Source organism: Pseudoalteromonas rubra, from assembly GCF_001482385.1.
Taxonomy (GTDB): Bacteria; Pseudomonadota; Gammaproteobacteria; order Enterobacterales; family Alteromonadaceae; genus Pseudoalteromonas; species Pseudoalteromonas ardens.
This window is the reverse complement of the sequence record NZ_CP013611.1, coordinates 4151118-4174479: the sequence shown is the minus strand read 5'-3', so window position 1 is coordinate 4174479 and position 23362 is coordinate 4151118. Positions and strand designations below refer to the sequence as shown.

At 47.9% G+C, this 23362-nt stretch carries 14 protein-coding genes and 2 pseudogenes; 1 reads left to right on the top strand and 15 read right to left on the bottom strand.

Going from position 1 to position 23362, the window contains the following annotated elements; translation table 11 throughout:
* Nucleotides 1-213 precede the first annotated feature (213 nt).
* Nucleotides 214-2658, bottom strand: coding sequence for an ATP-dependent helicase HrpB (hrpB, locus tag AT705_RS17995; RefSeq protein WP_058797637.1), 2445 nt, complete (start codon nucleotides 2656-2658; stop codon nucleotides 214-216).
* Between the two features lie 290 nt (nucleotides 2659-2948).
* Here hrpB and AT705_RS17990 point away from each other — a divergent pair, with 290 nt between their 5' ends.
* Nucleotides 2949-3509 carry a metal-dependent hydrolase gene (locus AT705_RS17990; RefSeq protein WP_058797636.1) on the top strand — a complete coding sequence of 187 codons (561 nt, stop codon included), beginning with the start codon at nucleotides 2949-2951 and terminating at the stop codon, nucleotides 3507-3509.
* Between the two features lie 22 nt (nucleotides 3510-3531).
* On the opposite strand, the gene AT705_RS17985 is transcribed toward AT705_RS17990, so the two are convergent.
* From AT705_RS17985 to metH, 14 genes and pseudogenes are all read right to left on the bottom strand, one after another.
* Nucleotides 3532-4461, bottom strand: coding sequence for a diguanylate cyclase (locus AT705_RS17985; RefSeq protein WP_058797635.1), 930 nt, complete (start codon nucleotides 4459-4461; stop codon nucleotides 3532-3534).
* A 102-nt stretch (nucleotides 4462-4563) separates the two neighbouring features.
* Entirely contained in the window at nucleotides 4564-7287 is a 2724-nt protein-coding gene (locus AT705_RS17980) for a CHASE domain-containing protein (RefSeq protein WP_237113747.1), read from the bottom strand.
* A gap of 76 nt (nucleotides 7288-7363) precedes the next feature.
* On the bottom strand, nucleotides 7364-10342 hold the full coding sequence (locus tag AT705_RS17975; RefSeq protein WP_157576852.1) for an ATP-binding protein: 2979 nt from the start codon (nucleotides 10340-10342) through the stop codon (nucleotides 7364-7366).
* Nucleotides 10343-10372: 30 nt separating this feature from the next.
* Nucleotides 10373-10762, bottom strand: coding sequence for a hypothetical protein (locus AT705_RS17970; RefSeq protein WP_157576850.1), 390 nt, complete (start codon nucleotides 10760-10762; stop codon nucleotides 10373-10375).
* Nucleotides 10763-11057: 295 nt separating this feature from the next.
* Nucleotides 11058-12758 (bottom strand): annotated as a pseudogene (locus AT705_RS26100) (diguanylate cyclase domain-containing protein); the annotation flags it as partial.
* Between the two features lie 128 nt (nucleotides 12759-12886).
* Nucleotides 12887-13096 (bottom strand): annotated as a pseudogene (locus tag AT705_RS26095) (response regulator); the annotation flags it as partial.
* A 199-nt stretch (nucleotides 13097-13295) separates the two neighbouring features.
* Nucleotides 13296-15134 carry a GGDEF domain-containing protein gene (locus tag AT705_RS17960; protein ID WP_058797632.1) on the bottom strand — a complete coding sequence of 613 codons (1839 nt, stop codon included), beginning with the start codon at nucleotides 15132-15134 and terminating at the stop codon, nucleotides 13296-13298.
* Nucleotides 15131-16018: a hypothetical protein gene (locus tag AT705_RS17955; protein ID WP_058797631.1), complete on the bottom strand. Its 888-nt coding sequence runs from the start codon at nucleotides 16016-16018 to the stop codon at nucleotides 15131-15133. The genes AT705_RS17960 and AT705_RS17955 overlap by 4 nt, the downstream gene beginning before the upstream one ends.
* 330 nt (nucleotides 16019-16348) lie before the next feature.
* Nucleotides 16349-17362, bottom strand: a complete 1014-nt coding sequence (locus AT705_RS17950; RefSeq protein ID WP_058797630.1) for a M48 family metallopeptidase — start codon at nucleotides 17360-17362, stop codon at nucleotides 16349-16351.
* Complete coding sequence (locus AT705_RS17945; RefSeq protein WP_058797629.1) at nucleotides 17362-18435, bottom strand: YjgN family protein; 1074 nt, start codon at nucleotides 18433-18435, stop codon at nucleotides 17362-17364. Before AT705_RS17945 ends, AT705_RS17950 begins: the two co-directional genes overlap by 1 nt.
* Nucleotides 18436-18619: 184 nt before the next feature.
* On the bottom strand, nucleotides 18620-18790 hold the full coding sequence (locus tag AT705_RS25520; protein ID WP_164487836.1) for a hypothetical protein: 171 nt from the start codon (nucleotides 18788-18790) through the stop codon (nucleotides 18620-18622).
* A gap of 368 nt (nucleotides 18791-19158) precedes the next feature.
* Nucleotides 19159-19884 (bottom strand): hypothetical protein, encoded by a 726-nt coding sequence (locus AT705_RS17935; RefSeq protein ID WP_157576848.1) that lies wholly within the window; start codon nucleotides 19882-19884, stop codon nucleotides 19159-19161.
* A 12-nt stretch (nucleotides 19885-19896) separates the two neighbouring features.
* Complete coding sequence (locus AT705_RS17930; RefSeq protein ID WP_157576846.1) at nucleotides 19897-20520, bottom strand: hypothetical protein; 624 nt, start codon at nucleotides 20518-20520, stop codon at nucleotides 19897-19899.
* A gap of 206 nt (nucleotides 20521-20726) precedes the next feature.
* Nucleotides 20727-23357, bottom strand: a complete 2631-nt coding sequence (gene metH, locus AT705_RS17925; protein WP_058797625.1) for a methionine synthase — start codon at nucleotides 23355-23357, stop codon at nucleotides 20727-20729.
* Between the last annotated feature and the right edge of the window lie 5 nt (nucleotides 23358-23362).

The following is a 23362-nucleotide window of genomic DNA, read 5'->3' as shown; positions in this document are numbered from 1 at the left end:
TCAAAAAACCAAATTACCATGAAAATATTAATATTAAAGATGCTACTTTTAAAAATTATGCGACAAAGTGCAATTTAGAGCTGAAGTCAGGAGTACATATGTAGTCCGTACATAGCGCTCTCAGCGAACCTGCTCCATTAGGACAAAACGGCTGGCTGCGCTTTCTTATAGAGTTAGCTCACATACGACATTGGCAAGATAATTACCTTAGCACTACATTCGACTCTTCACCCGATTAGTAGCCTGAGCGGTTGCCGGATCATCTGGCCAGAAATGTTTTGGATAGCGCCCTTTCATTTCTTTTTGTACTTCACGATAACTGGATTGCCAGAAATGGGCTAAGTCCTGAGTCAATTGCAGTGGCCGCTGAGCGGGAGAAAGTAACTCCATCAGCACAGGTAAACGCCCTTCACACAATATTGGACTGTGACTCATGCCATACACTTCCTGCATTTTTACCGCCAGACGAGCAGGTCCATCAAGCTGATACTGAATACGTATATTTGATCCACTGGGAACCGTAATACGCTGAGGCAGTAACGCGTTAAGGCGCTGCTGTTGTGTCCACTCCAAAGTACTCAACAAAGCAGCATGAAGATCGAGCTTTTTCAGCTGAGGTAACTGCTTAATATTATCCAAATAAGGACCAAGCCACGACTCAAGACGCACCAGCAAACTCTGTTCATCCAGAGCCCGAAACTCCTCCGGGTAGAGCCGCTGAGCCAGCGTCATTCGGGTTAGTAAATCTTCGCAATCTGCATAGCCATTAAAAATCAGCAAGCCTTGCTGACGTACCAGGGTTAACCAGGCTTGAGTACGCAGTGCCGTGTCGACCGGCCCCGTTGCGGGTTTAGCAATATACACCCAATGACCGAGACAAATGCGGTGCTCGTGGATGAACTGCCCTGACTTATGCTCGAACTCACACACATCCTGCTCAGCAAACAAATAGGGCAACGCAGCGTATAATTGTTTAGGATCGAATGCCGTTGCACTGAAGATTTGCTGCCCTTTGTGACCGCCGAGATCTGCAATTGCCAGATAATTAGCATCCAGCCAATATTCTTTGTGCGCATTCACCCCGGCACCATTAGCTAACACCCAGCCCTGCCCGCGACGTTTCGCAAGACGGTCGGGAAATGCCAGCGCAATCACGACAGGCAGATGTTCAATCGCGAGCTCCCCTTGTGCTTGGTGCAGTTGTGCCCGACGCAACCAATACGACAGCTGATGACGAAAAGCACCATGTGGGTTTTGCGCTTGTTGTTGTAATGCGATACTCAACTCAGCAGATATTGACACTCGGCTTTCCAGCAGTGCGATAAAATAACAGCCCAGGCGAGTTATCCCCGGGTAATCGGCTTCAAGCTCTTTTGACTTTAATAACATATGGCCGTATCTGGGGTCTGCTCCCAATGACTGAACCTGTTTTCCCAGCACCGTAACGCGGTCACGGTCATCAATTAACTCCAGGCTACGTAACAAGGCTTGCGCTTTAGACAGCTGAGCCTCTGTCGGCTTATCCAGCAAAGCCAGTTCAGATACCTCACTACCCCACACCTTAGCCTCCAACATCAGACCACTCAGATCACTGCACAGAATGTCCGCCCGATCATGGGCATCACGACGCTCAAACAAAGCCTTACTACCCAAACGGTATACCACTCCTGCCTCAATACGACCTGCACGCCCGGCACGTTGCACCGCCGAACTGCGTGAAATGGACTGCGTAACCAGCTCACTGACACCCGTGCGCAAATTATAGTGAGCTGCCCGGCGCTTGCCGCTGTCCACAACGATGCGGATCCCTTCTATGGTCAGGGAAGTTTCGGCAACATTCGTCGTCAGCACCACTTTGCGCATGCCCGTTGGTGCAGGCTCAATGGCAGCCTGCTGAGCTTGTTTGTCCTGATCACCTGACAATGTGGCTAACATCAGCTCCGGTTGAGCACTAAAGGTATCCCGCAACGCATCTGAGACATAGCGAATTTCTTTCTTTCCAGGTAAGAACACTAAAATGCTGCCAGTCTGCTCATTCAGGGCCTTGCGTACCATCGCCGGGATATGTTCAAGCCAACGGCTTTCATCTTTTAACGGCACATAAATTTTATCAATAGGAAAGCTACGTCCATCAGAACGCACCAGAGGACATGTTAGAAATTGTTGATACCGTTCACTGTCCAGCGTCGCTGACATCACCAGTACATGCAGGTCATCGCGCAACGCCATTTGCGACTCCAGCGCAAACGCCAACGCGGTATCTGCCGCCAAAGAGCGCTCATGAAATTCATCAAAAATCAGTAAGTCAACGCCATCCAGTTCAGGGTCAGCCTGAAGCAAACGCGTTAATGTGCCTTCGGTGACAATTTCAAGTTGAGTGCGATCAGAGACTTTGACTTCCTGACGGATCCGCAATCCCACACGCTCACCTACAGACTCGCCCAGTTGTGCGGCAAGAAAGCCCGCAATATTACGGGCTGCCAGACGCCTGGGTTCTAGCATAATGATACGCTTAAAGTGCCCATCCAACATGAGCTGTAGCGGCAGCCAGGTGGACTTACCAGCACCAGGAGGGGCCTGTAACAAAACGCGGGGCTGCGTAGTTAATTGCGAGACAAGTTCATTGTAGACGGCCTGAATGGGTAGCGCTGAGCTCATTTTTACTGCTGTATTAAGTCCAATATATGGCTAGTTTATACTAATCCCACAAATTAAGTGACTCATTCTGACTAGCTCGTCTCTCATTCTCTAACTGCCCCGCATCTTACCTGGCCCCCTTACTCCACATTGTTTTAGTTGCGTTTTCACAGTAAATGGGCGGGTTTACCCCATATAAGTAGACATCTAACGGTGTATGGTGGGATCATCCACAAAGGAAGCGCACCGCTTCACTCAGCTTGAACGGTCGCAAAATCAAAATCAGACAAACATATTGCTCAAAGGACCTCATGACACCCAGTGCACACCTTATGATGAGCTGGCTATGCGGTGCCAGCACACTGACTACAAAACGTGAACGTATATTCATTACTGTCGCTGGCTTAACCCCGGATCTGGACGGTGCAGGACTGCTCATTGACTGGCTCTCGGGGACAACCCGATACTATCAACAATGGCATCATATCTATGGCCACAACCTGTTGTTTGCGATAGGTATTGCAACCTGTGCCGGATTGCTGGCACGTACCCGGCGAGGGTGCGTTTGGCTGATGTCGTTTATCGCCATCCATTTGCATTTATTCACCGACTTAATTGGTTCCAAAGGGCCAGATGGCTATCAATGGCCCATCCAGTACTTTTACCCATTCAACGACACCGGATTTACCTGGCAAGGCCAGTGGGCACTGAATGCCTGGCAAAACCAGCTAATATGGTTGCTGCTCTTACTGGTGTGCATTGGCTATATAAAACGTAAAAACATCTCTTTCTTCGAGCTCTTTGGCGATAAACTGGATAGTGCAGCGCGTGCACTGTGCACCAGATTATTGTCAAGATACACCAGACAGTGAAGCACTAACCCGCTGGGCATTATTAAGAGGGAACAGCCATACTGGCCTGATACTGATTGCGTCCAGATTCTTTGGCATTGTACAAAGCAGCATCAGCTTGCTCAATGAGCTTGGCCGGCGTAGTGGCTTTTGCACTGCCCGTGCAGGATAAACCCACACTCACAGTGACAAAGTTATAGGGCGATGTTGGATGAGCAATGGCGAGCTTTGCCACACTTTGCACAACCTTAGAGGCAAATTCCTGCGCGCTATGTACTGATGTATCGGGCAGTAACACGGCGATTTCTTCACCGCCATAACGACACACCACATCGACCGGACGCTGAGTGCACAACGACACTTGTCGGGTCACGTCTTTCAACGCTTTATCTCCTTCAAGGTGCCCCTGACTGTCATTGAATTTTTTAAAGAAGTCGATATCAATAAGCAGTAATGCCAGTGGTACTCGCCGGCGCAGGCTATCCTTCAACAGGCGATCAATTTCAATATCGAAAAAACGGCGGTTATATAGCTCTGTCAGGCCATCGACGAAGGATTGGTTAGTAAGAATGTCCGCCTGTACTTTGTATTTCAGATGAGTGGAGATCCGTTTAACCAGCGTACTGGCAACTAACGGCTTCTCTATGAAATCGACGGCACCTGCATCCCAGCACTTTTCCTGCACTTGGGGCTCCTGACTTGAGGTAATAAAAATCAAGGGGATATCAGCCAAGTCAGGTTGTGATTTAAGCATTTTGCAAGCCTGTAGGCCGGACATGCCTTCCAGGTTAATGTCCATAATGATCAGGTCAGGTTTAATTTTGTGGCACACTTTTAAGGCAATTTCTGCACTTTCAAAGCTCACCGTGCGACAAACAGGCTTTAATATCGCACTTACCAACTTGCGGATCGCTTTCGCATCATCCACCACCAATACCGTACAACTCTCGATACTGTGCACAATTTCAAACATCGAATTCCATCCCGTTTACCCAGGGTTATGCCACTCTACACCCACACTAAGACAGGTCTGACAGCCTGAGTTAATTAACGAGGGTAATACTATCATAGCTCATTATAGAGATTTCAGCCGACCCGACATTCTATTGGGTTGCGGTGCATGTGCTGAAATCACCTGCCAAAGCGCTTTTTGTTCTATTGGTTTTGCGATATAGCCATCAAAACCTGCATGCTGATACTTTTGCCTGTCTTCGGTTAACACATTAGCAGTCAAGGCTATCACTGGCAATGCCGGGTGCTGCTGTTTTATGAGTTTACATGCCTCGACGCCATCCATCACAGGCATCTGAATATCCATCAATACAAACTCCGGGCACTGCTGCGCTACCTGCTCGACAGCCTCTTGACCGTTCCATACCATAGTAATGTCTGCATTACATTTATTGAGCAACGCACGAACCACCAATTGGTTAATTTCATTGTCTTCTGCAACTAACACCTGCACGCCGGTTAGATCAGGGAGTGCGATCCCACTCTCAGACAGCTCGGCCTGTGCACTTTTCTCAAGTGGCAGGTACACCGTAAAAACACTACCCACATTTTCCATACTTTGCACCTCAATGGTCCCCTCCATCAGTTCAACCAGAGAATGCGTGATGGATAGTCCCAAGCCGCTTCCCCCGAACTTACGGGTCGTGGACTTGTCTGCCTGCTCAAAACGCTGAAACAATCGGCCTAACGCTTCTTTACCGATACCCACGCCTGTATCGCGCACACTAAACACCACACCAGGCTCGCCCTGCACCTCCTCAATCTCAAGGTCCACTCCCCCTTTTTGGGTAAATTTAATTGCATTAGAAATTAAGTTGAGGAGTATTTGTCGAACCCTGACGGCATCCTCCTCCCAACAGGCATGATCAAAATGCTCAACAGTACTTAAATAAATCCCTTTCTGAGCGGCCACAGCCTGCAAGTCTGCCTGAATATGGTTAATTAACTCCGTCAAATTGAATGGCCGAACTTCCAAGGAGAGTTTTCCTGCCTCAATCTTAGAAAAGTCCAGAATGTCATTGATGATGGTGATTAGTGCCTTGGCCGAATAAGTGGCTTTATCCAGATACTCCCTGGCTCTGCCAGACATTGTTTCTTCAGTCAACAGCTGTAAAGTGCCATATAGGCCATTCATAGGGGTGCGTATCTCATGGCTCATATTAGCCAAAAATTCTGATTTGGCACGCGTTGCATGCTCGGCCACTTGCTTTGCTTCCGCCAGCGCCTGTTCATGCTCCAACTGCTCAGTCAGGTCGTAAGCAACCCCCAAAAAGCCAACCAACTGACCATGGTTGTCCTGAAGGCGCGACACACTCAGGCGTACCGGCGTTAATTGCATACTCTTTTTGACATAAGTCCAGTTGTTCACATCGTTTTTGCCATGACGCGCCTTCGCCACAAAGGCTTCAAAACCAGGCTCTACCGGGTAACCCAGTTCCGCCGTTAACTGTTCAGCGCGCTGGGCCACTTCCAGTTCCAGATGAAACACAGCAGGTGTGCACTTACCTATCATCTCTTGTGCTTTGTAACCCAACAGCTTCTCCGCTGCGGGGTTAAAAACCGTGATCATCCCTTGAACATCGGTTGCAATCACTGCGTAGGTCGCACTGGCTAAAATACTGCGCTGTAATACCCCCACTTGTTCTATTTCAGCTGTTCGGGCAAGTACCTTTTGTTCCAGCACCGCATTGGCCTCTGACAGGGCTTTTTCCCGTGTTTCAGATAAATCCAGCTGATGTGCTTTAGATTGGTGAACACGTAATAATAGCAGCTGCACGCAAAACACCACCAGCATTAATGCCAGTGTGATCATCACGGCTTCTCGCACCGCTCGGTATGAACTCGGCAACCTCTGTGCCTCAATGTAATTCGTGGTGGGGCTGAGCTCGAGCCGCCAAGTCCTGCCATACAGCTGACTGATACTGTGGACTCGATATTGATTCAGTTCTGCTTGCATCTCTCCGTGGCTAAAGAACAAAGTGCTATTCTGACGGTCGATATCTATGACGTTGAGAACCAGGTTGCGATTAATCCCTTTCAGTGAGCCCAGCACTTCATCAATGAGGATCGGGCTGTAACTCCAGCCTACCAGTTGAGCCATACGCTCCGTGGAGTTCTCAGGGATACTATCTTGCGTATACACTGGCATAAGAATCAAAAAGCCATGCTGCGCTTTTTGATTTGCCTGTACTAAGGTGATTGGCGCAGTTAAAGTAACCGCAGCGCGCTTGGCGGCTTCAGTTGCCGCAATCCGACGCATAACTTCTGAGCCAATGTCCAGGCCTACTGCCTCTTTGTTACGCGATTCTGGCTCGATAAACTGGATCACATACAGGCTTTGTTCATGAGGCGTTATTTGTTTAATGCTAAATTGCTTATCAGACCTCTGCTGCCGTGTGCTCTGAACAAACTCGGCTATGCTTTCATTCGGAACAAAGCGAATAAACCCAAACCCCCGTGCCCCCGGGAACTCTCGTTCGTGATAACGACTACTTTTATAGCGCTGCATGTGATCGTAAGTAAAATGCTGCGCCCCCACAGTCTGAATGGCGCTGCGCAACCCAGCCAATCCATAGCGATACAGTGCCATTCGCTCTTCCATAGCCTGAGTAAGACGGGTCAGATCATCTGCCATGGCACCTTTTATACGAGCATCAATACGTTGCATATGAGATTGGTGACTGTACCAACCACCCAGGGCGCCCAACCCTACGACAAGCAATAAAGGCCAAATAAGCTGCCAGAGAGGTCTATTTCCTCTATGTGATTCATCTGGGGGTTTTATCACAGCACTCACCTTAGTCTGGCCTGCCGTCTGGTAATTTGCATATGCAGACAACTCCCTGCTATCGTGTCATTGCGCATTAACTCTCGTTGCTTCTCTTCGACTCGGACGACGTTTCAAACACCTCATTCTGGAGCGCCTGTTCAAGCACCTGAAACTCTTCAGATATACGCTCCACCAACACAGTATAATCCGTGCCGTCTTGCTGATCCGCCTTCTCTTCCAGCTTAGCCAGTAACTGGGTTAGCCTTTGAGCACCTATATCACCACTTTGCCCGCGCAATGCATGGCTGATCTGTTTGACCTGAGCATGGGCCAGCCCATCGCAGTGTTCTTTCAGTGCCAATAACTTCTCCGGCGCAGCGTCATAAAATAACCTGCAAATTTGCTGATATAACTCAATGTCACCCTGCAATCGTTCGATGGTGCCGCTGACATCAAGTACTTTGCCAGATAAATCCGACACCAACTCTGTTTGATTTGATGCACCTAGGCCCTTTGTCACTTCCGAAGAGTGATTGTCAGACAAACTGTGAGTTTGACGTTCATCCAGTTTTTGATATGACATAAACTTAGACAATACATCAAATAACAGTTTGGGCTGTATGGGCTTGGTCACGTAATCATCCATGCCTGCCGCCAGACAACGTTCGCGTTCCCCCGACATCGCATTAGCCGTCATTGCAATCACCGGAATATGGCGAAACGATTCACCTCCTTTTCCTTCTCTGATTAAGCGCGTTGCCTGATACCCATCCATTGTTGGCATATTACAATCCATCAAAACGGCAAATACCGACTGGTGTTTTTTTTCAAAGTTAAGTAAGGCACTTAAGGCTTTATGACCAGATTGATATGTCACCACATCCGCATCGATACCATGCAGGATCCCCCGGGCAACTTCTCGGTTAATTTGGTTATCATCAACAATCATCACTGTCGCACCGCTGAGGTCATTGTGCGCATGATGCTGTATGTTGGGGACACGCACCTGGTGCTGGTTTTTAAGCATTTTTTCAATCGCATTCTGATCAAATACAGACAGAAAATGACCCAAGCGAATAGGTTTAACCAGTTTCGCTAAACATCCGCTAGCGATATTTTGTTGGGAAAACTCACTGTACAACACGATAGTGCGAGCATATGCCGCGGTATCAATCAGGTTTTCAATATGCGGATGATTATGATCCACAACCAGATACTCACCGTTGCGTTCCACCAAAGTGCCACCGTGCTTGGTAATGACATGTGAAAGGAAATTACGCTCCCGCCCGTCATCCACATGCAGCTCAAACCGATATCCGTCCAACAGATTACTATGAGGTTTAGCCTTTGCCGTATCCAAAGCAAATGGTAAGGCAAATGAAAACTTGCTGCCAATGTTCTTATGCGACTCAAAGCCAATTTGCCCCCCCATCAATTCACAGAGGTTTTTACAAATTGACAAGCCAAGTCCCGTGCCACCAAACTCTGCACTGATACCGCTGTCTTCCTGGGTAAAGGCAGAGAAAATCTTATGGTGGTTATTTTTATCAATCCCCACCCCGGTATCTTCTACGGCCACCGTCAAATATACTTTACCTGCATCTTCTGTCGTCTCTGCCCGCACACAAACACACCCCTTACTGGTGAATTTTATGGCATTGCTCACCAGGTTAAAGATAACCTGTTTGATCCGGCCTGCATCTCCTACCAGTTCAATAAAATCAATATCTGCAACATCGACCACCAAAGTGAGCTGCTTTTCGTACGCTTTCAAAGAAATGGATGTCACAACATGCTCCACCACCGAAATAGGGTTAAGCGGCTCTTGTTCAAGCTCCAGTTTACCGGCTTCAATTTTAGACAAGTCAAGAATGTCGTTGATTAGAGAAGCCAGCGTGGAAGAACTGGTTTCTGTCATTTCCAGATACGATAATTGATTTTTGGTGAGCGGCTCACGACGGATCAAATTGAGTGTACCCAGAATACCATTGAGCGGGGTGCGCATTTCATGGCTGATGGTAGAGATAAAAGCGCTTTTAACCGCAGACGCTTTGACCGCTTTGGCCTTTTCAGCCTCCAGCTCCCCGGTGCGTTCCTTAACCTGCCGCTCCAAACTTTCATTCGCACTTTTTACCTGCTGTTCACTGAGTTTCTCTTTTGTTGTATCACGGCCAAACAAGGTTACCCCAACCAGCTGGTTATCGGGACCTCGCACCGGCGAAACTTTAAAATTCACATGCCGAACTTCATCCTGTAAGGCGTAACGCTCGTACCAGTCAGTATCCTTGGGGGCGCTCTCACTCTTAAAATAACACACAGCGCCCTGCAAACGGTCCATGGGCAGTTCAATTAGATCGGTAATATTGTGCTGTCGCTCACTGGCCGCGAGGCTGGGAAATATCAATAAAGACGCACTGTTATACGTCTGTACGTTAAGCTGTGTGTCAAAGCTAATAATCGGCTCGTCAGCACCGTCAATAATCGATTCATAGACGGCTTTATCTTCCTGATAGCGCTCACGATTACGATAGAAAACAACTATGCCACCCATAAATAACAGCAGCACTAAAGTCACCACGGCTAACAGCATATAACTCGACAAACGGCGTTCATTTAGCAATGCTGAGGCCTGTTGAGGAAGCGCAATTGCCGTGATAAACATTTCATGACCGGGACCCTGGTAACCACTATTGAGCTCTTGCTGTATGGCAACCTGAAGGGTATCTGTGCCGTGCTTATATACCCCATCAACACGACCCTTGGCAGTACTGAGTAGTTTGAAGTCATCGTCAAACATACGTGGCCTGGCTAGATCCCGGGTATAATGAAACACCGTATCAGGGCCGTAGATATAATGCCCCTGGTGGTCAGTCAGGTAATACTCACCTGTGTCACTGTCCAGTAATTCGATTAACTGCTTCGCACTGGAATTGAGCACCAACAAGCCAAACAGATCGTTGTCGGCATCAAACAGAGGCATCGCAATACGCAGAACTGGGATAAATGGTCGTTGCACTTTGTTATTTTCGAAATTCAGGGAAATACGCGATGCAAAGTGCATTTCTTCAGACAAGTCCAGGGTTTCCTGAACATAATCTTTATGCTATTTGTCCTGCAATTTCGCTTCGGGGATCTGTTCTACTTTGCCCCGGCGACGATCAACCCGGACAAACTCCCGACCGTCCGGCATGATAATACGTAACTGCAATAGCTCAGCATTGTTATAAATCAAAGACCTAGAAATAGTAGCAATGCGAGACTTCCACAGCTCAATGGGCTGATTACCCTGTGGATCAACGCCATTATTTTTCAGTGCACGGGCAATACCCGGAAAAGGTGGTGTATCTTTTAGAAAGTGCAAATAGCTTAAATCTGCCCGGTAACGGCGCTCGAATTGCTCAGCGATATGTGCTGCACTCTGCCTGAGTTGGTTTTCTACTTCAAATTGCACTTCACTTTGCAGCTTGCGCTCGAAGAAAATCAAAGCCAACACTATCATCAACAACAAGCATACGCTGAATGCGCCCGCAAACCAGCCCGTTTGCTTATTTTTTAACAGACAGAATCCCTATCATATATGACCTTTTAACCCATCAAACGAGTTTTTGGCGGCTCTCAAGTGCAAGACCGCAACCACCCCAGCACAATGGTATGCATATGCAAACTATAGCCTATGCAACTGGCATTACAGGGCCACAGTCATTTTTTTTCAAGAAAAGCTGAAAAGCCCTGACACTTGGCGATAGTTCCACTCACAGATAGACCGTCCACATACCCCCTCCTCCCTAAACTTGGTCTTTACCGAGGGAATGCAACAATGCATAACTAAATGCGCTCTGGCTATCCATAGGTCTGGCATAAAAATAGCCCTGTGCCACGTCACATTTCAGCGATTTGAGTTCACTCACCTGAGAGTCTGTCTCTACGCCCTCGGCCACCAGCTTAAGGCCAAGGGAGCGCGCTAATAATACTATTGTCTGTACAATACCAAGGTGGTGCTCGCCTGTTCCCATATCTTGTATAAATGACTTGTCGATTTTAAGTACATCCAGGGGGAAGACTTTTAAATAGGATAAACTGGAATAACCCGTTCCAAAATCATCAATGGCAATAGTAACCCCCATGTCAGCCAGCTCCGCGAGTTTGCATTGCACTTGTTCAAAACTCTCAACCAGCGCACTTTCTGTCACTTCCAGCTCTAACTGCCGACTCGGTAACTTGTGCTTCTCCAGGCACCTTGCAACCTGATCGACAAACAGAGCATGCTTCAGTTGTTGAGATGACACATTAACACTGACTTTAAGCGTCACTCCCTGGTCCAGCAAACGACGTCCGAATGCACAACTTTTTTGCAAAACCTGCTCACCCAATTCGTCGATTAGACCCAGCTCTTCTGCCAGCGAAATAAACTCCTGGGGCGCAACCAGTGCGCCTGACTTTTCTTTGAGCCGCACAAGGGCTTCAAAACCACACACGCGACCGGAGTCAATGGCAATCTGAGGCTGAAAAAACACCGTTAACGCGTCTGCATCCAGCGTTTCACGTAACAACAACTCCAGTTCATGGCGTTTCATTAACTCGGCTTCAAGCTCCTGAGAAAAAAAACACACCGTATTTCGACCCTGGTTTTTGGCCCGATACATAGCGACATCAGCATGGCGCATCAGCACAGCTTCTTCGTGGGCATCCATCAATGACATACTCACGCCTATACTGACTGAAACCTGATACTCTTTTTGTTCAAGCAGAAATGGTTCTTTAAAACTGGCGATCAGGTTGTTTGCAACAACCGAAACATAACTCGCAGAGCGAACCTCTTCCAAAAGTAAAACGAACTCATCTCCCCCACCCGCGCCAGCGACGCATTGGGATCAATCACCGACTCCAGTCGTTTCGCTACCTTCTTAATCAGTTCATCGCCCAGATGATGGCCCAGTGCATCATTGATATACTTAAAGTGGTCTATATCTATCAATAAGACAGCTATGTGCATATTCGATATCCGAGCACTGGCTATTGCATGTTGAAGCCTGTCGTGAAGGAGTACCCGATTTGGCAGGCCAGTCAACTGGTCATTGTTGGTCAAAAAGTTCATTTGCACTGCCATCGCAACCGACTCGCTCACATCATGAAACACCATCACCGCCCCCAATACCGTCCCGTCTTCACCACGAATAGGTGAAGCAGTATCTTCGACACGATAAATCTGGCCATCTTTGCTGTGTAATTGACAGTTCAAGGCCATTGCCACGTTGCGCTTTTCGGTGAGTGCTCTTCTGGCAGGGTTGATTGATTCGCTCTGCGTGGTGGCGTCACGTAAGTCCATCACTGCTTCTATTGGTGAGCCCAGGGCATAACTTGCCGCTATACCAGTCAAGCGTTCCGCTACCGGGTTCATATAACTTACGCAGCCTGCTTTATCTGTGGCGATAACGGCATCACCTATCGAGTTGAGCGCCACCTGAAAGAGCTCTTTCTCTCGCAGTAATAACTCTGTGGTACTTTCCAGTGCATCCTGATAAGCCACGATCGCCAGCGGATTGTAAACCCGCATACGACAGGTTTTCAGATCTATCGGTTTCGAAATATAGTCAGCACCGCCTTCAGTCAGAGATTTGAATTCTGTATCGGGGTCACGACTTGCAGTAATAAAAACAATTGTGTAGTGGGCTGTTTGAGGGTCACTCTTCAGTGTGCGGCAAATATCCACGCCATTGTACTCACCCATGTCGATATCAAGCAAAATCACATGGGGTTGAATCTCTTTGATCAGCATCAAAGCATAGCTGGCTTCAGAGGTGGAGAACACCTCACCTAAGTCACTCACGGCTTTCTTGATGATCAGTATGCTACTGGGATCATCATCGACGATCAGTATTCTCGCATTGTCGGGCAAGTTCAGTCTCACGTGCAAACCTTCCACATTTCCTTAATCTAATCAGCATAGACCAAGCCGGAGCGTTTTAAACTGAACCGTTTAATTATTTAAATACTTTATCATTAGGAAAATATAAAAAATACCACCACTAACCCGCAAGCTGAGTACTGGTGACGGTAAACGTTTCCATATTTTGCTGCAGTTGCTCAAAGGTCATAGCCAGTGGCTGAGCGGGTAATTTCAGCCCTACCCAGGCATTGCGCCCGCCATTCTTTGCACGATACAGACAATTATCAGCCAGTTCCAGCACCTGCTCCCAGCTCGCAAGCTGTGCATCAGCCAGACGTAAAGGGTACGCTGCAAATCCAATGGAGCAAGTACAGCTCAACAGTTGTTCATCGTGACTAAACACATACTGCGCCACAGCATTGTGGAGCCTTTCAACAACCTGCTGTGCTGTTGTCATATCAGTCTGAGGCATCACCAGCAAAAACTCTTCGCCCCCCCAACGTACCAACTCATCCTGTGCCCTAAGCTGACTCCTGACCACCTCAGCAAATTGCTGTAACACCGCATCGCCAGCTGCATGACCATAGCTATCATTGACCTGTTTAAAATGGTCGATGTCGATCAGGAAAAAAATCGTGCTCTGCGACACATCCTGGGATTGCACGAGTAATTTGTCTGCCGCGCTAAAAAAGTAATGTCGGTTGTGCAAACCTGTCAGGCTGTCTGAATAACTGAGCGCCTGTAGCCGACGATTTCGCTCATCAAGCTCAGCCGTTCTTTGCTTCACTTGCTCTTCCAGTAAAGATAAATATCGCTTGTTCTGCCAACGCCAATATAAGAACCCCAGCAATGCCAACGCCAGGATGAGCAACAATGCGCCACGCTGCTGCGCCAGGCGCGTATTTTCCAAAATTTGTTGGTGACGGAAAATCTCCTGTGCCTGTATCGCATTGTCTTTTTCCAGCAAACTCAGCTGCTGTTTTTGTGTAGCCAGCGCGTACTGCGACTCCAATTGCAACAACTTATTGTTGCGCTTTTGAAAGTTAAGTGCATCTTTGCTCAAAGCATAACGCTTCAGATATAAATGCGCCTGCTGGTAGTCGCCCAGCTGGACGTAAGCATTGGACAACACAAACTGCAAATCAGCCTGCTCTTCTAAAAATCGGGTTGTAAAAGTTTCCATTAATGCAGGCATCGCCGTATCAAGTGTTTTTTGAAACGCTCCGGCCTGCAACCAGGCCATGGATTGCAGCAAGTTAAACCGGATCCGCATGCGCTGATTGCGAATGAGAATGTTACTTTGAGCAACCTGATTAAGGATAGGTTGTGCCTGCTGATAATGACCCAGTTTTAGCAATGCCCAAGCCCTGACCAATAGCAGTTTATCAAGGAGTTCCGGCGTGTCGGTTACCACCAGCTTTTCAGTATGCAGGGCCGCAACGGCCTGATGATAACTACCCAGCAAGACATACAGGTAGCCTTGCCATAACCTGTGTGCCAAAAGTAATTGTAGAGCCACATAAGGCGTTGTTTGAGCTTTGTTATACAGCTGATCAATCAACTGATGCACATCATCCAGTGAACGTTGTGCGTAGTCATAGCGCTCAAGGTCCATTTCTAACCTAGCAATGGCTAATCGGCTTTGTGCCATCAGCGCCAGATCCTGACGCTCTACAGCCAGCTGTAATGCATCATTATGTAAAACCAAGCTTTGCTGATAGTCTCCGTGTTGCTGACGGAGCTGTCCCTCCAGTAATAAAGTGTGTGCGACAATTTCCAACGCATCAATCGCCTGTGCATCACGCCGCAACGCTCTGAGTTCAGGTAGCATCGACAAGTCGAAATCACTTTTGAGTGTTTCATTCAACTCGGCCAGTGATTTTTCCAGCTGCTCGGGCGAAGCAAGCTCAGTGGCGGTAACAGACACGCTGAACAACAAAGATAGCAACCAATGTAAAGTCGCGCCGAGCCGGATCATGGCCTAGACTCCTGGGGCAGCATCGCACGATTAATAACGGCCCAGTCTTGTACCTTACGATTAATAAACCCAGATTCTGTCAACGCTTTACGGATCGTCCCCCGACGCCTGAGCTCTTTCAGGCCCCGGTTCAGCGCCGCAAAAATCTGTGCCCCTTCGGGGTGACGTTTACTGACAATAAAGTGACGTGAATCAGGCAGCACCATTTTTACCCCTTTTATGGGCACGTAATCTCGACCTTCAAACACCAATTGCAAAGAATCACTGACACTGAAATTGACCAGCATGCCATCGACGATATCAGTTTCCACCATGTTCAGCATACTTTCCCAGGGACCAATGAAGCTCACCAGATTCATGTTGCTATTTGTCAGGGCGCGCCAGTCTACCCGCCAGCGAGGATTGGCCACCAGTGTTAGCTGTTCCAGTCCATCTTGTGTGGTCTGATGCAGCGCTTGATTGCGCTTTGCCACATATATACCGGCTTCGTACTCTCCAAATTTCACTACTGGATCACTGACATATACAGAGCCACGGTAATTAATGACATCTTCATGCCAAACGGTACGTGCCAACATAAGACTTTCCCCCGCAACCATGTCTGTGAATTCAAGAATATTGACTGAAGGCTTGGGATTAAAAACCACCTCACGGGTTTCTCCGCCAAGAAACAGCGCTTGTTGCAATAACACCATTTCGATAATCTCGATATGAGAGCCCTGTGTGGTTGGGCGAAAGTCAGTGACATCATGCACCGAGCGCCCTTGTAGAAATGCTTGATAACGCTGAGAAAAATTTTCACTGCTGATGATATCAACAACCAAAGGATTGTAGGCTTTTGCACATTGCGCCACAACAAGCAATAACAACACCAAAAACTTCATTTGCCTCCCCAGCACACAAATTACGCACAGTGTACTTTAGTATACAGGAAGGCATGAATAAATGTTAACCTAGAAATAACAAAAAGCCAGTATAATGAAGTAATAACCACGCAAAAACCGCAATTATCAAAACAATAATAACGAGTTACAGGAGATCAAAAAACATCCTTTAAAAGTCTGGGGTTTTGGTGCGATAAGAAACTCAAATCAATTCAGGGCCAGAAAAAGAAAAGGCCTCATTGAGGCCTTTGAGAACACAGCAACAAGCACACATGCTGCCAAAGTAAATATTACCCCCTCTTCGCCAGGGACCTATATCTAACCAGACTATCAGGGTGTAGTGTGGTTTCTGGCATGTTCAATACGCTCTTGCAAACTGGGGTGGGTAGATAGGTATTTTAACCAGCTTTGCGATTGCTCTTCGTCAAGCGGCACTAATGACTCCAGTGCCTGTGCAAAGTCTTCCCCGCTGCAGCCCAGGCGCTCAAGTTGCATCAAGGCATAGTTGTCAGCTTCCCATTCCATATTTTGTGAGAACTGCAGATCCAGCAAAGCACTGCCTGACCCAAGCACCACCTCAGCAACTATGTCCATATCCCCCACCAGCATCGCAATCGCAATACTGGCAACGGCAGCCTGGGATGCCAGGCGCACACTGTGCATACGCTCTACATGACCGATTTCGTGCAATAAAATCGCTCTGAGCGCGTCAGGGTGGTCGGCCAGGCGTCGCGCCAGTTCATCGGTTACCACGACCTGACCATGGGGCAAAGCAAAAGCATTAGCGCCAAAATGATCTGAACGATACACATCAATACGGTATCTCTCTGCAGGCAGGCCAAGCTGAGCAACGGTGTCGTGCCACAAAGTAAAAACAGCGTGCTGCTCTTGCGCTGACAGTTCACTGGGCGACAGTACAGTGCGCTCAATAAGCACCATAGATTGCTGGCCCATTTGCTCTACAACCGCATCAGGCATGGTCTGTACGGCTGTCACAGCAATGCCTGGGACCAGTTTAAATAACAAGGCATAAAGTAGTATAGGCGTAGCAACAAGCGCACATAAGATCAGCGCCAGGTTACTTTCCAGGCGCGCCAGCAACGCACTTTTGCGTTGCTGAAATGGCCAGCGGTAGGCAACATCATGGGGTACAAAGCGTGCGCCATCAGCAAAAGTCAGCTCACTGGCCTGCCCTGGCAGATGAGCGGCTACATTAACCGCTGTTAGTGTGCTTTCAAACACGCACTCATCCTCCGCATAAACAGCAATGTGCTCATCACCGAGGCGGGCATAGGCTTCCTGAACCCGGCTGCTGTTAGGCAGATAAAAATATCCTTTAACCATCAGGTCAGCGAAATATCAACGTCAAATACATTCGCAGCTTCCTCAGCAAAAGAAGAATCAGCCTGCTGCGCATCATCCAACACCAGATCAGCACCAGGTAGTAACACAACCTGAGTGGCCGCGGCCAGTGCCTTAACTTTACGCACTTTAGCCCAAGGGAAGGCCAGACCGGCGGTCAGTACAATCGCAGCAGCGTTGGTTGCCAGAATAAGTGCATAGCGCTGCGGCACCAAATTCGATTTAAATTCAGCTACATCCTCAATCTGTGCGTTGTTCAGAATATGGTTACGGATCTGCGCCTGATAAATACCTTGTAATGCGGAAATCACAAACAAATACGCAGGAACAATCAACACCAGGACAACCTGACTCGATCCAATGTCGCCTGGATTCATGCTAACACCTGCTACCAAGCTCAATACAACACCCAGAATCATCATCACAAGTATGCCCAGCAGTACCACCAATAATGCAGCTTTATAGTATGCTTTGCCCTCTAATTGCACACGGACTGGCTTGTCACCATAGCGAATGTTACTGTGGATATACGCGTCTATGCGCTTTAGAACCCAGGGCAGCAACAAATATAGCGTGAAAATACTGAAAAATGGCAGTACCACAAAATTCACCATTGCTTCGCCATAGTTGCCTTTGAACGCAAAGCGAATATTGCGATAACGGGTCATACGCATGCTAAACTTCAAACCCTGATTGATCATCCAGGGTACCAACAGTGCCAAAGCCAGCGCTAACAGCGCGCCTACAAGTGGCAAATAGCCAGATACCACACTGTAGATAACAAACAGGCCGACGGCGAGCAAACGGCCTTTTAGGATCTGAATCGGCGTGGCCAGATAATCAAAGCGATGTCCGTCCAGTACAGTATGGCCGTAAAAATATTGCTTGGTACGCACCGTTGCCCAGGCCGAGTAAATACCCAAGGTCAGCAACGTCAGTAAGATATTGACAATCCAGATCCCAAAATACTCTTTGGCATTGCCAGTGAATTGCAATTGAGATGGCGTAATTTGACTGCCTGGTTCAGCAGCAGAAGGAGTAGAAGTCGAGTCCATTGTTGGCTTCCTTTTTTCGTTATTATACGTTTTCACACGATTGATGTATTCACGGGGGGTGTCCCCATGGAAACTACGAGAAAATACACCACAGCACGTGTCAGTGCAATGTATAAAAAGCAAAACGCCGACGTAACTTCTCAGTCACCTCGGCGTTCAGTATTGATTGATGCTGCTGAACTACTTAGCAGACACGGGTCAACCAATTGATAAAGTGACGCGCTTCGCTGCCACTTGAAAATTGCGTTTGTTTGCGGCCGGAGCCATCAGCAAAAACGACTTTTGATTTGTTGACCGAAATTGAGCGAATTGGTTGCTCAACACGGATCTCTGTTCCGTTGTATGTATAAGACATAATAAAACTCACTTTTATAATGCGCAGCCTGTCGGCTATCGCTTTAAACAATAAACGAGCTTTATGACAGTTTGATACCATACCTGAAAAAATTTACGTTCGATTTTTCGACACTTTTGAGTCAACAAACCGAAGTACGTTTCAAAGGAAATGGTACTGGCGATCTTAATATCTGCATTCACAACGACCCCGGTGGGGCAACTGCAGTGGTATATCGCCTGACTATAATAAGCTCTACTTCTTAATTTTTTAATGCGGGCTTACTGGATCAAGGCAAGAGGGCATTACTTCTATGACGCTTTAAATAAGACGTTATTTAAAGCAAGGGAGCAATAATAGCTAAATAATTATCCAAACACAAGGAAAAGTTAAGGGTCCATGACCTGATAATGCCCTCTCGATAACAAAGGGAACTGATCAGAAATTGCGTATATCTCTACCCGATAGCGGCCAGCAGGCCAAAGAGGCTTATGGTAACGCACAAAATGCTGACTATCTGCAGATTTAATCGCTGCATTACGAAATACGATGATTTGATTGTCGTCTTCTCTTACCCATTTCACCAGCACCTTATGACCATAATCAGCATCGGTTTCGAAAATGGCGGTTATGTTGCCTGTGTTAACAGGGAAAATATTTTGTACAGCGTACCCGCCCTCAAACTCTGTTTGAGACGAGAAAAGTATCACAGAACTACCATGATTCAGCTGCTCCGTTTGCTCTTGTAAATCACTTCTGAGCGCAATGTCTGCAAGTCTCTGAGCTGCAGACCGAACGTCCGTGATCTGCAGCAAACTGTCGTCATCCAGAATACCATGAGATGCTGCAAACTGAGCTAGCGTGTCTTCATCTGCAAAACGGATCGCCGTTTCGACCATGGAGTTGTTGATGGGCTGAGTACCTGCAAACGCTGTATGACGATGAACCTCTGTTTTAGGCTGGCTCAGTGCTCTGTCCGGTTCGCTTCTCGGGCTCTGAACCAGAGCAGCTGCTAAGCCCCTTTCCTCTGCAACAGGTGGTACCACAACAGTACCACGCAGAAACCAGCCTGAGATCATACCGACTAAAAAGGTCAGCAACATGTAACGGATCACAGGTACTCCCTCTTAATTACTGAAAGCGTTTTTCAGCCAGTTATCACGTTCGGTAATGCAGGCTGCTGAGGTTTCGTAGCTTTTAATATAGTTCAGACGATTATCTCCACAAGAGTGGTCAGATTGCTCAACGGGTCCACGGCAATTAGCCAGCGCTTCTGTACCATTATTGATATAACCAACACACAGGTTATAGAGCGTTACCTTTTTATCCGGAACTATGATGCCACCGTTATTTTGTCCACTGGAATTCGCCCCACAGTTCATCTGATCAACTACCGTAAGTGCATATTCAGATGCTTGTTTATAAACATCATACGTATCTTTATATGTGGTTGTACGACCAGTTTTAGGATCTGTGCTAGTCTCTCCGCTACGACACGCTTTAACAGCAGCGGTGTAATAGACATCTGCATTTGCTATCTGAGATGACGCCTGTATACCACACGCATTGGCCGCTTCTCTGTCGGCATCCGTAATAAGTTCCTGTAAATTACAGCTGTTACCGCTGCTACTCAGGCCTGAACCCGATGAGATATCACCACTGACTTCTTCTTCACCAGTGCCTTCACACCCCGACAACGCGAGTAAACCCATTAGGACTAACGCGACTTTACTTGCCCTATTCACATTCATACCCTGATTTTTCCCCATGATTAAAAACGGCACAATTTATTGCGGTAAGCGCAACCAGTCAAGCTAAAATGCAACTAAATGTAACAGGAAAATGAGTTAGATATGCAGTGTACGCGCAGAAAATTAACATAATATTTTGAAAGTAAAAGAAAAGGCGCGAAATACGCGCCTAATCAAGGTAAGTACGGCTATGATACAGATTGGTATTATTGCGGTTCATAGCCAAGGTTAGGCGACAGCCAGCGTTCGGCTTCAGCCAGCGTCATATTGCTGCGTTTGGCATAGTCTTCAACCTGATCTTGCTGGATAGCCGCCACCGCAAAATACTTAGAATCTGGGTGAGAGAAATACCAGCCAGATACCGCAGCACCAGGCCACATGGCATATGAGCTGGTCAGTTTCATACCAATGCGGTTTTCCACATCCAGTAGTTGCCAGATCTTGTCTTTCTCGGTGTGCTCAGGGCAAGCAGGATAGCCAGGTGCAGGTCGGATCCCCTGATAATTCTCGCGGATCAGCTGCTCATTACTGAGATTTTCATCACTGGCAAAACCCCAATGCTGTTTACGAACCTGTTCATGCAGGTATTCCGCAAAGGCCTCAGCCAGGCGATCTGCAACCGCTTTTACCATGATCTTATTGTAATCATCCTGCTGTTGCTCGAATACATCGGCCAAATCATCCTCTTCCAGGCCACCCGTAACGGCAAACGCCCCAAAATAGTCCGGCGTGCCTTTTGGCGCAATATAATCTGCCAGACAGTAGTTAGGAAAATCGGTTTTCTCGGTCTGCTGGCGCAGCTGACATGAACGCAGCAGTACTTCCTCACGACTTTCATTACGATAGATTTCTATGTCATCCCCTACCCGGTTGGCCGGAAACAGACCTATCACACCAAGCGGTTGCAAGCTACCTTTGGCTGTTAACTCATCCAGCATAGCGTTCGCATCAGCAAAAAGCTTTTTCGCTTCTTCGCCCACGACTTCATCTTCCAGAATACGCGGATATTTACCCGCCAGTGTCCAGGTCATGAAAAACGGCGTCCAGTCTATGTATTCACGTAGAGTGGCAATACTGACATCTTTAAACTCAGTAATACCGAGCTTTTTAGGCACAGGCGGGGTGTAATTGTCCCAGTCCAGCTTAACGGCGTTGTCCCGTGCACGCGCCAGCGTCACCGGCTTAGAACGAGGCTTTTTACGCGCCTGTTGTTCACGTACCTTGACGTACTCACTGGCAGTTTTTTCCAAAAATACCGGCTTTTGTGTGGCACTGAGCAGGCTGGAAACCACACCCACCGCACGGCTGGCGTTGTTGACATAAACGACGCCCTTATCATACTGCGGCTCAATTTTCACTGCGGTATGGGCCTTCGACGTAGTAGCACCACCAATCAGCAGTGGGATCTCAAAACCACGACGCGTCATCTCTTTCGCTACGTGCACCATTTCGTCCAGCGAAGGCGTGATCAAGCCCGACAAACCAATGGCATCGGCATTTTCATCAATGGCCGTTTGCAAGATTTTCTCTGCGGGCACCATCACGCCTAAATCTATAACTTCGTAGTTATTACACTGCAGCACCACACCGACAATGTTTTTACCGATATCATGAACATCGCCCTTTACCGTGGCCATGATGATCTTACCGTTGCTCTCCCCGGCCTGCTTCTCGGCTTCAATATAAGGGTCCAGATAGGCCACCGCTCGCTTCATAACACGTGCGGACTTCACCACCTGAGGCAGGAACATTTTACCGGCACCAAATAAATCACCGACCACATTCATCCCGTCCATCAAAGGACCTTCAATCACTTCAATCGGTTTGTCGAACGTCTGGCGGCACGCCTCGGTGTCCTCTTCGATATATTCAGTGATACCTTTTACCAGTGCGTGTTCTAGACGCTTGGCCACTGGCCAGCTGCGCCACTCCAGGTCTTCGGCTTTCTCAGCCTGTGCCATTCCCGAGTAGTTAGGCGCAATCTCTACCAAACGCTCACCCGCTCCGGGGTCAGTATTAAGAACCACGTCTTCGACGGCTTTGCGTAACTCATCCGGAATGTCATCATACACCGTTAGCTGACCTGCGTTCACTATCCCCATATCCATACCAGCCTGAATGGCGTGGTACAAAAATACCGAGTGAATAGCCTCACGCACCGGGTTATTACCCCGAAATGAGAAAGACACGTTCGACACCCCGCCCGACACTTTACAGTGCGGCAGGTTCTGCTTAATGCGTCGCGTACCTTCAATAAACTCGACGGCATAGTTGTCGTGTTCTTCAATACCGGTCGCCACGGCAAAAATATTGGGGTCAAAAATAATGTCTTCAGGCGGGAAACCCAGCTCATCCACCAAAATGCGATAAGAGCGCTCACAGATCTCAAACTTGCGGTCGGCTGTTTCGGCCTGGCCCGTTTCGTCGAACGCCATGACTACCACGGCCGCGCCAAAACGCTTAATGATTTTCGCCTGGCGCTCAAACGGCTCTCGGCCTTCTTTTAGCGAGATGGAGTTAACAATGGCCTTACCCTGAATACACTTCAGGCCCGCTTCAATGACTTCCCATTTGGATGAGTCAACCATGATTGGCACACGGGAAATATCCGGCTCTGAGGCAATCAAGTTAAGAAACTTAACCATGGCGGCCTTAGAGTCCAGCATCGCTTCATCCATATTGATGTCGATCACCTGGGCGCCGTTCTCGACCTGGCTGCGCGCCACATCCAGTGCTGTTTCGTAATCTTCTTCCAGGATCAAACGCTTAAAACGCGCCGAGCCGGTAACATTGGTTCTTTCACCGACGTTGGTAAAAATGGCTGTAGATTGCGTCATATCAG

Bases quoted from the DNA above. Each gene is read 5' to 3' on its own strand.
- AT705_RS17955 (WP_058797631.1), bottom strand. From the start codon at position 16,018: ATGAAGTTTTTGGTGTTGTTATTGCTTGTTGTGGCGCAATGTGCAAAA.
- AT705_RS17930 (WP_157576846.1), bottom strand. From the start codon at position 20,520: ATGAATGTGAATAGGGCAAGTAAAGTCGCGTTAGTCCTAATGGGTTTA.
- AT705_RS17950 (WP_058797630.1), bottom strand. From the start codon at position 17,362: ATGGTTAAAGGATATTTTTATCTGCCTAACAGCAGCCGGGTTCAGGAA.
- AT705_RS17990 (WP_058797636.1), top strand. From the start codon at position 2,949: ATGACACCCAGTGCACACCTTATGATGAGCTGGCTATGCGGTGCCAGC.
- AT705_RS17985 (WP_058797635.1), bottom strand. From the start codon at position 4,461: ATGTTTGAAATTGTGCACAGTATCGAGAGTTGTACGGTATTGGTGGTG.
- hrpB (WP_058797637.1), bottom strand. From the start codon at position 2,658: ATGAGCTCAGCGCTACCCATTCAGGCCGTCTACAATGAACTTGTCTCG.
- AT705_RS17945 (WP_058797629.1), bottom strand. From the start codon at position 18,435: ATGGACTCGACTTCTACTCCTTCTGCTGCTGAACCAGGCAGTCAAATT.
- AT705_RS17960 (WP_058797632.1), bottom strand. From the start codon at position 15,134: ATGATCCGGCTCGGCGCGACTTTACATTGGTTGCTATCTTTGTTGTTC.
- AT705_RS25520 (WP_164487836.1), bottom strand. From the start codon at position 18,790: ATGTCTTATACATACAACGGAACAGAGATCCGTGTTGAGCAACCAATT.
- metH (WP_058797625.1), bottom strand. From the start codon at position 23,357: ATGACGCAATCTACAGCCATTTTTACCAACGTCGGTGAAAGAACCAAT.